The sequence below is a fragment of the Fretibacterium sp. genome (assembly GCF_057312375.1).
The window spans coordinates 1-10,270 of record NZ_DBHLDX010000067.1; the positions used below are offsets into that span (position 1 = coordinate 1).

At 63.2% G+C, this 10,270-nt stretch carries 9 protein-coding genes, 1 tRNA gene and 1 pseudogene; 9 read left to right on the forward strand and 2 right to left on the reverse strand.

The features are described 5' to 3' along the window. The 9 genes and pseudogenes from ACO41U_RS08745 to glgC all read left to right on the forward strand — a co-directional run. A pseudogene (locus ACO41U_RS08745) lies at positions 1-212 on the forward strand (hypothetical protein); the annotation flags it as partial. Between the two features lie 497 nt (positions 213-709). Beyond that, positions 710-940 carry a hypothetical protein gene (locus ACO41U_RS08750; protein WP_015555906.1) on the forward strand — a complete coding sequence of 77 codons (231 nt, stop codon included), beginning with the start codon at positions 710-712 and terminating at the stop codon, positions 938-940. Next, complete coding sequence (locus tag ACO41U_RS08755) at positions 933-1,211, forward strand: type II toxin-antitoxin system YafQ family toxin (protein ID WP_485943225.1); 279 nt, start codon at positions 933-935, stop codon at positions 1,209-1,211. Before ACO41U_RS08750 ends, ACO41U_RS08755 begins: the two co-directional genes overlap by 8 nt. Positions 1,212-1,479: 268 nt before the next feature. Next, positions 1,480-1,555: transfer RNA gene (locus ACO41U_RS08760), tRNA-Val, on the forward strand. Between the two features lie 263 nt (positions 1,556-1,818). Beyond that, positions 1,819-1,983 (forward strand): hypothetical protein, encoded by a 165-nt coding sequence (locus ACO41U_RS08765; RefSeq protein WP_485943227.1) that lies wholly within the window; start codon positions 1,819-1,821, stop codon positions 1,981-1,983. Next, a complete protein-coding gene (locus tag ACO41U_RS08770; RefSeq protein WP_298778835.1) occupies positions 1,980-2,234 on the forward strand; it encodes a type II toxin-antitoxin system RelE family toxin in 255 nt (84 codons plus the stop codon). Before ACO41U_RS08765 ends, ACO41U_RS08770 begins: the two co-directional genes overlap by 4 nt. A 400-nt stretch (positions 2,235-2,634) precedes the next feature. Next, positions 2,635-4,380, forward strand: a complete 1,746-nt coding sequence (gene glgP, locus ACO41U_RS08775; RefSeq protein WP_485943229.1) for an alpha-glucan family phosphorylase — start codon at positions 2,635-2,637, stop codon at positions 4,378-4,380. A 29-nt stretch (positions 4,381-4,409) separates the two neighbouring features. Continuing rightward, positions 4,410-5,849, forward strand: coding sequence for a glycogen synthase (locus ACO41U_RS08780; RefSeq protein WP_485943231.1), 1,440 nt, complete (start codon positions 4,410-4,412; stop codon positions 5,847-5,849). A gap of 95 nt (positions 5,850-5,944) precedes the next feature. Next, a complete protein-coding gene (gene glgC, locus ACO41U_RS08785) occupies positions 5,945-7,285 on the forward strand; it encodes a glucose-1-phosphate adenylyltransferase (protein ID WP_485943233.1) in 1,341 nt (446 codons plus the stop codon). Between the two features lie 63 nt (positions 7,286-7,348). Here the strand turns inward: glgC and glpX are convergent, their stop codons facing one another. Next, on the reverse strand, positions 7,349-8,362 hold the full coding sequence (gene glpX, locus ACO41U_RS08790; RefSeq protein WP_485943235.1) for a class II fructose-bisphosphatase: 1,014 nt from the start codon (positions 8,360-8,362) through the stop codon (positions 7,349-7,351). A 367-nt stretch (positions 8,363-8,729) separates the two neighbouring features. Further along, positions 8,730-9,989, reverse strand: coding sequence for a serine hydroxymethyltransferase (locus tag ACO41U_RS08795; protein ID WP_485943237.1), 1,260 nt, complete (start codon positions 9,987-9,989; stop codon positions 8,730-8,732). Positions 9,990-10,270: the final 281 nt, after the last annotated feature.

Sequence of the window (10,270 nt, forward strand, 5' to 3'; positions counted from 1 at the left end):
ACGAGATGACGCGCGACGAAACGATCCGTCGAGTTGCCCGCGCCGAGGGCGAGGCCAGAGGGCTGGCCAGGGGCCTGAACGAGGGGCGGTCGGATGGCATCGCCTCGACGGCGCGGCGGATGCTGGGCATGAGCTTCACGTCCGAACAAATATCCCAGGCGACCGGCCTCTCCCCTGACGAAGTTGAGGCGTTGCGACGGGCGCAGCCGTGAGGCTGACCGCGAAGCCCAAGGATGTGATTGGCCAGGCGCTCCCACTGAGGGGGCGCCTGCGCTTTAGGCCCCCGGAAGGCTCTCCAAAGGGGGGGGTGGAGAGTCAAACTTACGCACAAGAAGTACCGTCTGCTTGAAGGTTCAAGCCATCTGCGATGCAAACTATGTCGGCACAGGAGCAACCTTGTGAACCACGCACTTAGACAGCAGGGCTCACGGCGGACCCATTAACCTGCAGGCAGGAGCAATCCTGATCCACGAATAACAGAGTGGCCAATGCCGGAACTTGCAAGTCGGGGCTTCCCCTGGATGCCGTCAGGAATGGAATAACATGCCTCGTGTCAAGCTCCTTTTCCCTCTTCTCCTCTTGACATCGGGCTCTTCATAACAGATTGTAAATCCAAGAAGGGGAGCCTCGCCGTAAACTGCACCGTTCCTTTTTCCTCACATTCCCCACGCTCCTTTTGCTATAATCTCCCCGAAAGGAGAGGATGATCATGACCGTTGCTCAAGTTGCTGAACGGAAAGCCCTGTACCGCCGTTTCCGCAATCTCTCGGATCAGGATGCTGCGCGGGTGCTCCAACTCATCGACGAACTGGAGGACCCTGAGCCTAACGAGGAAACCCTGGCCGCGCTTAAGGAATCAGAACGTATCGCTCATGACCCATCGGTAAAAGGTTATTCAAGCGCTGCCGCGATGATGGCGGACATTCTCGCCGATGTATGAAATCAAGCCATCGTCCCGCTTCAGAAAAGACGTGAAGCTTCTTGCTAAAAGAGGCTTCGACATTCCTCTTCTGACTGAAACCATTGATCTGCTGGCTTCGGGCGGACCGTTGCCCGCGGGCTGTTGTGATCATGCCTTGAGAGGGCAATGGCTGGGCCATCGAGAGTGCCATGTCACCCCAGATTGGCTCCTGATTTACAGGAAGTACGAAGATGTCCTCGTCCTCGCTCTTTCTTGTACCGGAACCCACTCCGATCTGTTCAAAAAATAGCCTCCACGGCGCGGCGGATGCTGGGAATGAGCTTCACGTCCGAGCAGATATCTCAAGCGACCGGCCTTTCCCCTGACGAGGTTGAGGCGCTGCGGCGGGCTCAGCCGTGAGGCTGACCGCGAAGCCTGATGATTGGCCAGGCGCTCCCCAAGGTGGGGGCGCCTGCGCTTTAGGTCCCCGGAGGGGCTGAGGGGGCGCTCTCTGGAGTTTGGAACGAAAACGCCCCTTGTGCTTCCCCTGGTCTTTGTGTATAATAAGTCCTCGTTAAGGGCGATTAGCTCAGCGGTAGTAGCGCTTCCTTCACACGGAAGAGGTCACTGGTTCGAACCCAGTATCGCCCACCATGCAAATAACTGGCCTAAGCCGGTTTAGTTTATAATCCCGCTCAAAAGCGGGTTTTTTGCTATCTGTATCTCTGTAGCAGGCCGGACACGACCACCCCAAGCCGCCGCATGAACGGATAAAAAACCGTACAAAGGACGTCGTCAACCAACCCCTTTGTACAGTCACGGGGCGATGCAATTCGGAAGGATTGCCACACCATGATTACTGGATTTCCGGCACCTGGCTGGTGGGGAAGGTTACGCATGACGGGAGGGGAGAGAAGATGAGCGTTGAGGTGCAGGAGCGCGTGGCGCTGTGGCGGGTGCCCGACCCGACGGAGCCGCCCCTGACGCCGGAGGAGGAAGCCGACGTGGAACGGGCACGGGCGGAGCGTGCCGCCGGGCTGGGGCGTCCGATCGCGGAGGTTATGCGGAGCTTGCTGGGATGACCTGGGCTGTCACGGTGATGCCCACCGCGGAGAAGCAGCTCGCCCGGATTCCGAACCCGGACAAGGGGCGGATTCTGGCCGCGATCGCGGCGCTGGAGGAGGGCATTGAGGGGCGGGATGTCCGCCCTTTGGTGGGCAGGACGGACTATCGGCTGCGCGTGGGGAAATGGCGTGTTCTGATGGACGTGGATGACGAGAATCTGGCTATTTACATCAACCGGGTGGGTTCACGCGGAGATATTTACAAGTAGCCGGACCGTACAAGGAAACGGACAAACGGGGAGGTCCCAGCGGGGGAATCCCGCGTTTTTAGCCGAGTTTCTGCCCCTATAGGGTCATGTTCAATGTTTAAGCCTGAGGAAAAAGTCCTCGGGCTTTTTTGTTGCGATGCCGTCATGGCGAAAAGGCGTCCTGCCCTCAAACGAGCGCGCACAAAAAGAAAATTTGTGAGATAATTTAAGCACAATCAATGCTGATGCAGTACTGACGCCTAACTTTTGAAAAAGCCTCCGTCAGGCCTCAGGCCGTCACGCGGGCTATAGCGCTGCCCTTCCGGCAGCTGCGCTGAAGGCGGCGGCAACGATGAACCTCACCGCGGCGGCCGGGCGGGAAGCCCGCTGCCGGCCGGTTGTTGAAAGGAGTTTCAAGACGATGATTCAAAGACTGCACCGCAGCGACCTCGGCAGCTCCCTGAGGACGCTGATGGAGAACGACCCCGCGTTCAGACCCATCGCGTATTTTTCCATGGAGGTGGGCCTGAGAGAGTCCATCCCCACCTATTCGGGCGGCCTGGGCGTCCTGGCGGGGGACATCCTGAAGAGCGCTGCGGACCTTGGGGTCCCCATGGCGGGCATGACGCTCCTCTACCGCAAGGGCTACTTCGTCCAGAGCTTCAACGACGACGACTGGCAGCAGGAGAAGCCCGCCGTCTGGGACCCCGCGCAGGAATTGACGCTGCTCCCCAACCGCATCTCGATCCGGCTTCAGGGGCGCGAGATCCAGGTTGGCGTTTGGGTCTACGAGATCATCGGCGAGAGCGGATACCCGCTGCCCGTCTACTTCCTCGACACGGACTTCGAGCCCAATCACCCGGACGACCGCAAGCTGTCCTGGTACCTGTACGGCGGGGACAACCGCTATCGCCTCTGTCAGGAGTTCGTCCTGGGCGTGGGGGGACTGCGCATCCTGCGGGACCTGGGCTACAAGAACATCGACACGTTCCATCTGAACGAGGGACACGCCGGGTTCCTCACGCTGGAGCTGATGCGCGAGATGGGCTACTACGACCCGGACAAGATTCGGGAGCAGGTGGTGTTCACCACCCACACCCCCGTCCCCGCGGGCCACGACTACTTTGAGTACAGCCTCATCGACCATGTGTTCCCCGACGAGGCCAAGAGCACCCTCCATCGTATGCTGCCCGACGTTCCGGGCGTTTCCATGACGGAGCTGGGCCTGCGCTACAGCCGCTACGTCAACGGCGTGGCCAAGAAGCACGCCGAGGTCAGCAACGCCATGTTCAAGATGGAAACGGTGGACTGGATCACGAACGGCATCCACCCCGCCACGTGGATCAGCTCCGGCATGAGGAAGCTCTACAACAAGAACATTCCCGGCTGGGAGGAGGACCCCGGGCGCCTCGTCCAGGCCCTGACGATCCCAAAGGAGGACCTGTGGGCGGCGCACCAGGCGTCCAAGCTGAGGCTCTTCGCGCGGATCATGGAGACCAACGGCGTGCAGCTCGACCCGGACGTCCTGACGCTGGGCTTCGCCCGGCGGGCCGCGACCTACAAGCGGGCGGACCTGCTCTTCTCCGACATGGCGCGCTTCCGAAAGGTGGCGGGCAACCGCAAGGTCCAGTTCGTCTTCGCCGGGAAGTCCCATCCCAACGACAACGGCGGCAAGGCGCTGCTGCAGAAGATCCGCCGCGTGGCCAAGGAGCTGGAGTCCGAGATCCCCATCGTCTTCATCGACAACTACAACATGGAGATCGCCTCCCTCCTGACGCAGGGCGTCGACGTGTGGCTGAACACGCCCATCCGCCCGCGCGAGGCCAGCGGCACGAGCGGCATGAAGTGCGCCATGAACGGCATCATGAACTTCTCCATCCTGGACGGCTGGTGGATCGAGGGCTGGATCGAGGATGTGACGGGCTGGTCCATCGGGCCGGTGCCGGACGAGAAGGACATGGGGGCGAACTACGACGAATCGCTGGACGCGGTGGACCTCTACGACAAGCTGGAGAAGAAGATCATCCCCACCTATTACGACGACCACGACCGGTGGGTGAGCATGATGCAGCACACCATCGCGCTCGACGCAAGCTTCTTCAACACGCATCGGGTGGTGCGCGAATACGCCTCGAAGGCGTACTCCATCAGCTTCCGGGGGATGTGATCGCCGTGAGCGGGGCGGGAGGTGCGGCGATGAAGGTCCTCTTTGTGACGACGGAGCTGGCGCCCTTCTCGAAGGTGGGCGGGCTTGGGGACGTCGCGGGCTCGTTGCCGAAGGCCCTCTGCCAGGCGGGGATAGACGTGCGGGTGGTCACCCCCGCCTGGCCCGGCGTGCTGGAAAAGGTGGCCGCCGCCGGCATCAAGACCACCGCAATGGCTCGCCCTGCCTGCGCTGCCTACAACTGGCAGGTGCGCGAGGCGAAGGTCGTCCGGGCGGAGGTGGACGGCGTGACCGTCTACTTCCTGAGCGCGGAGGACTACACGGGGGACATGTACCCCCGACAGCTCGACTTCTGGACTGTCTCTCCCTTCGCCGTCTTCTGCATGCAGGCGCTTGAGCTGCACCGGGCCACGGGCTGGCGGCCGGACCTCTACCACTGCCACGACTGGACGACGGCCTTCCTCCCCTGCGCGCTGGCGTGGCACCGCCACTACCGGCAGACGGGCGAGCGGAGCGTCCTCACCCTGCACAACGTGGAGTATCAGGGGGTGTTCGACCCCGCCCCCTTCATGGAGGCGTCCGGGCTGGAGCCGTGGAGCTTCAACCTGTCCGCCCTGGAGTTCTACGGAAAGGTCAACCTGCTGAAGGGCGGCATCGTCGCCGCGACCGCCGTCACGACGGTTTCGCCGACCTACGCGGGCGAGATCCAGACCTACGAGTCCACCCGCCAGCTGGCGGACGTCCTCTATCAGCAGCGCGGCAAGCTGCGGGGCATCCTGAACGGCATCGACACGCGGTACTGGAACCCGGAGCACGACCGCGCGCTCCCGGCGCGGTTCACGGCGCGGGACCTGGAGGGCAAGCAGGCCTGCCGCAGGGAGCTCCTCAAACGGGCAGGCTTTGAGGCCGGGACGGAGGCCCCCGTCGTGGTCTGCGTCAGCCGCCTCGTCGAGCAGAAGGGGTTCAGCCTCATCCTGGAGGCGCTGGACGACCTGCCCGCGCTGGGCGCGAAGTTCGTCTTCCTGGGGAGCGGTCAGGGCTGGATCGAGGGCGCCCTAGAGCGAGCGGCCGCTGCCCACCCGGACTGCATCCGTTTCTTCAGGGGGTACGACGAGCCGCTCTCCCACCTCCTCTATGCGGGCGGCAGCATCTTCCTGATGCCGTCCGTCTTCGAGCCCTGCGGGCTCTCTCAGATGATCGCCATGCGCTACGGCACGATCCCGGTGGTGCGCGAGGTGGGCGGCCTGAAGGACACCGTGACCGACGCGGACTCCCCGGAGGGTGGGGACGGGTTCACCTTCCTGACCTGCGACGCGAAGGGGATGCTCTGGGCGCTGCACCGGGCCGTGGCGCGCTTCAGGGACCAGCCCTCGTGGCAGCTCATCGTCGAGCGGGCGATGAGGCGGGACTTCACCTGGACCCGTTCGGCGGAGCTCTACAAGGCGCTGTACCAGGAAACGGCCCGCCGCTAGCCGCAGGAGGAGCAAGGGGCCGCCTGGATTGCAACTGAACATATAAAAGAGGTTTTCCCCGGTTTTTCAACGAAATCGGAAAGGGGAGATGGGGTATGTACGGAGGAGCCAACGGAAGGGTGCTTGGAATCGTCCTGGCGGGAGGCAAGGGCGAGAGGCTGATGCCGCTGACGCGGTATCGGGCCAAACCTGCGGTCTACTTTGCCGCGAAATACCGCATCATTGATTTTGCGCTTTCAAACCTCGTCAACAGCGGCGTCTTTGCCTTGTACGTCCTCGTTCAGTTCAAGAGCCAGTCCCTCAACGAGCACATCGAGCGAGGCTGGCAGTTCGGCGGCGCGCTGCGGGGGCGCGACTTTTTCGTCACGCTGGTGCCCGCGCAGATGTGGCGCGGCGAGCACTGGTTCCAGGGCACCGCGGACGCGGTGTTTCAGAACATGCACCTGATCAACATGTTCCGGGCGGACCGGGTGTGCATCTTCGCGGCCGACCACATCTACAAGATGGACGTCAGCCAGATGCTCCGCTGGCACCTGGACCAACAGGCGGACATCACCCTGGCGGCCAACGTCGTCCCCGTCAACGAGGCCAGCCAGTTCGGCTGCATCAAGACCGACGGCAGCGGGCGGATCCTGGAGTTCATGGAGAAGCCCACCGTCCCGCCGGAGATCCCGGACAAGCCGGGGTTCTGCTACGTTTCGATGGGAAACTACATCTTCGAGCGCAAGGTGCTGGTGGACGCCCTCGTGGAGGACTCCATGCAGTCCACCACGCACGACTTCGGCCGGGATATCCTCCCCAAGCTGGTCCACCAGCGCGCGCGCGTCTTCGCCTACGACTTCTCCACCAACGTCCTTCCGGGGCCAAAGACCCGCCCCCGCTACTCCTACGAGTGGCGGGACGACAAGCCCTACTGGCGCGACGTCGGCACGCTGAAGGCCTACTGGCAGGCGCACATGGAGCTCCTGAACCCGGACTCCGAGATGACGCTCTACAACCCCCAGTGGCCCGTGCGAACCGTTTCCTTCGCCGACCCGCCCTCCTACTCCTACCCCGCGGACGGCTACAACTGCACCGTGAACCGCGTCATGCTGGCGGAGGGCAGCCGCATCCTGGGCTCCTCCGTCACGGACAGCGTCCTGTCGCGCAACTGCCTCATCGAAACGGGGAGTGTGATCGAAAAGAGCATCATCGGGCACGACGTCATCATCGGGCGGAACTGCCGCATCAAGCGCGCCATCATCGACGCCCATAACAACATCCCGGACAACACGGTCATCGGGGAGGACCCGGAGGCGGACGCCCGCAACTACTATGTGGACCCGAAGTCCGGCCTCGTGGTCCTGGGGATCCCGCGCATCTACTATCAGAAGGGGACGACCGCCGACACCGAAAACACGACGCAGGACGACGACACCGATCCCCTCGGCCTCTGAAGCCGAAGCGGGCCCGCCGGAATGGCGGGCCCGCTTTTTGAATCCCTCCAGCGTGAGAGGTCTTTAGCGGTTGTTCTTGTTGGGGCTGTAGTCGATGGCGCTGCCCATCTCGGAGAGCTTCTTGGGGGAGTGGATGGCCGAGATGTAGCGCACCGTGCCGCTGATGCCCCTCATGCAGAGGGACGAGGTTTGGATGTGGCTGCCCTGGTAGTGGACCCCCTTCAGGAGGTCACCGTCCGAGGCCCCCGTGGCCGCGAAGAAGACGTTGTCGCTCTTCACGAGGTCGTTGAGGGTGAGCACGGTGTCGCGGGTCAGGCCGCGGGCGTTCGCCTTCTCCTCGTCCTTCTTATCGCGGAAGAAGGGGCGGCACTGCATGTTGCCCCCAAGGCACTTCACGGCGCAGGCGGTGATGACGGCCTCGGGGGAGCCCCCGGAGCCCAGCAGCAGGTCCGCGGTCTCGTTGCCCAGCAGGCAGGTGGTCAGGGCACCGCTGACGTCCCCGTCCGGGATCATCCGCAGCCGCGCTCCCATCGCCCGCACCTCGTCGCGGATCTTCTCGTTGCGCGGACGGTCCAGCATGACCACGGTGATGTCCTCCACCGCCTTGTCCTTGGCGCGAGCCACGGCCTTGACGTTCACGTGGACGGGGGCCTGGATGTCGATGCAGTCCGCCGCCTCCACGCCGGTCACGATCTTGTCCAGGTAGAACAGGTCCTGTGGGCTGAACATGCTGCCGCGGTCAGCGGCCGCCACGACGCTGATCGAGCCGCCGAGGCCCTGGGCCAGCAGGCGCGTCCCGTCGATGGGGTCCACCGCGATGTCCATCGACGGCCCCTCGCCGGACCCAACCTCCTCGCCGTTGAAGAGCATGGGCGCCTCGTCCTTCTCCCCCTCGCCGATCACGACGACCCCCTTCATGGCCACGCCCCTCAGCATGTAGCGCATGGCCTCCACGGCAGACCGATCCACATCGTTCTTGCTGCCGCGCCCAAACCAGCGGCCGCTCGCCATAACGGCGGCCTCCGTGGCGCGGACCAGTTCCAGAGCCAGGTTCTTGTCATCAGCGAAAAGCGACATTCAAAACGACCTCCCCTTGAAGATTTTATGAAAGACGGCACAAAAGATGCGGCGAACGGGTCCGAGACGCCTCCAGGGGCGTTCCGCCGGCGAAGGCCGGAGGACCCGTCCCTATTGTAACAGAAGTTGCGGGCTGCCGGTGCGCCCAAAGGCCGGACAGGGGGAAGCGCCGGGAGGCGGCGATGGCGCGGTGATCTCATACCAATTCGCGGAAGGACAAGAAAAGCCCCCCTGAAAGGGGGGCTTTTGAGCGGTAGCGAAGCTGGGGGGTGTTGTCAAGCGTGAGAACCAACCCCTCCGGTCCTTCGGACCACCTCCCCTTTCAGGAGAGGCAATCCACATTAGACGCGATTTGGTATGAATGCGCTCAATACAGTCCCGGATAGAGGGGCTTCGCCGCACAGAGCTCCGATATCTCCGCGCGGACCTTCCGGATCTCCGCCTCGTCCGCGATGTGGGTCACGACGCGGTCGATCCAGTCCGCGATCCGGTCCATCTCCTCCGCTCCGAAGCCGCGGGTCGTCGCCGCAGCCGTTCCGATGCGGACGCCGCTCGTCACGAAGGGGCTCAGCGTTTCAAAGGGGATCGTGTTCTTGTTCACCGTGATGCCGGCGCGGTCCAGCGCGATCTGGACGTCCTTGCCCGTCACGCCCTTGCTCGTCAGGTCTACCAGGATCAGGTGGTTGTCCGTTCCGCCGGACACGAGGCGGAACCCGCGCTCCATGACCTTCTCCGCCAGGCGCTTGCAGTTCGCCACGACCTGATGCTGATAGTCCTTGAACTCCGGCTTCAGCGCTTCGGCAAAGGCCACCGCCTTCGCTGCGATGATGTGCATCAGAGGGCCGCCCTGCATCCCAGGGAAGATGGCGGAGTCCACCTTCTTGGCGAAGCACTCCCGGCACAGGACCATGCCGCCGCGGGGCCCCCGCAGCGTCTTGTGCGTCGTCGTCGTGACGAAGTCGCAGTAGGGCACCGGGTTGGGATGGGCGCCCGCCGCCACCAGCCCCGCGATGTGGGCGATGTCGAACATCACGAGGGCCCCCGTTTCGTCCGCGATCTCCCGGAACTTCGAGGCGTCGATGACGCGCGGGTAGGCGCTGGCCCCGCAGACGATCAGCTTGGGGTGGTGCTTCTTCGCGAGCTCCCGGACCTGGTCGAAATCGATGGTCTCCGTGTCCTTTCGAACGCCGTAAGGAATGACGTTGTAGAGCTTGCCGGAGAAGTTGACGGGGGAGCCGTGGGTGAGGTGCCCGCCGTCCGTCAGGTTCATGGCCAGGATCGTGTCCCCCGGCTCGAGGCAGGCGAAGTAGGCGGCCATGTTGGCCTGGCTTCCGGCGTGGGGCTGAACGTTGACGTGATCGCCTCCGAAGAGCTTCTTCGCGCGATCGCGCGCCAGGTCCTCCGCCTTGTCCACGACCTCGCAGCCGCCGTAATACCGGTGCGCCGGGTAGCCCTCGGCGTACTTGTTCGTGAGCACGGAGCCCATGGCCGCCATCACCGCGCGGGAGGTGAAGTTCTCCGATGCGATGAGCTCGATCTGATCGTTCTGCCGGCGATACTCCTCCACGATGATGTCCGCGATCTCCGGGTCCACGTCGCGCAGGTATCGATCCGCGTCCTTGTCCATCTCTTCCGTTCCCCTTTCGTCTTGGACGGCAGAATCCGCCGGGGCTCCGCAGCGCGGGAACGCCATGACATCCGCCGCCATGAAAAAAGCTGTTGAATACCTTCTGTTTTCAGTATACCTTAAAAGGGCAGAAATTGAGGACTGACGGAGCTTTCTAAGGGCGGAATATATCTTTTTTCGGGGATGTGGACTTTTCCGCTGTCAGCAAGTATAATAAATCAGTTTCGGAGGTGAGATTCGTCTGGTGACGGGCCCGGGCTTCAAACCCGGTGAGGGGCGGT

Excerpts from the sequence above, each read along its gene's own strand:
- ACO41U_RS08750 (WP_015555906.1), top strand. The coding sequence starts at position 710 with ATGACCGTTGCTCAAGTTGCTGAACGGAAAGCCCTGTACCGCCGTTTC.
- ACO41U_RS08755 (WP_485943225.1), top strand. The coding sequence starts at position 933 with ATGTATGAAATCAAGCCATCGTCCCGCTTCAGAAAAGACGTGAAGCTT.
- ACO41U_RS08765 (WP_485943227.1), top strand. The coding sequence starts at position 1,819 with ATGAGCGTTGAGGTGCAGGAGCGCGTGGCGCTGTGGCGGGTGCCCGAC.
- ACO41U_RS08770 (WP_298778835.1), top strand. The coding sequence starts at position 1,980 with ATGACCTGGGCTGTCACGGTGATGCCCACCGCGGAGAAGCAGCTCGCC.
- glgP (WP_485943229.1), top strand. The coding sequence starts at position 2,635 with ATGATTCAAAGACTGCACCGCAGCGACCTCGGCAGCTCCCTGAGGACG.
- ACO41U_RS08780 (WP_485943231.1), top strand. The coding sequence starts at position 4,410 with ATGAAGGTCCTCTTTGTGACGACGGAGCTGGCGCCCTTCTCGAAGGTG.
- glgC (WP_485943233.1), top strand. The coding sequence starts at position 5,945 with ATGTACGGAGGAGCCAACGGAAGGGTGCTTGGAATCGTCCTGGCGGGA.
- glpX (WP_485943235.1), bottom strand. The coding sequence starts at position 8,362 with ATGTCGCTTTTCGCTGATGACAAGAACCTGGCTCTGGAACTGGTCCGC.
- ACO41U_RS08795 (WP_485943237.1), bottom strand. The coding sequence starts at position 9,989 with ATGGACAAGGACGCGGATCGATACCTGCGCGACGTGGACCCGGAGATC.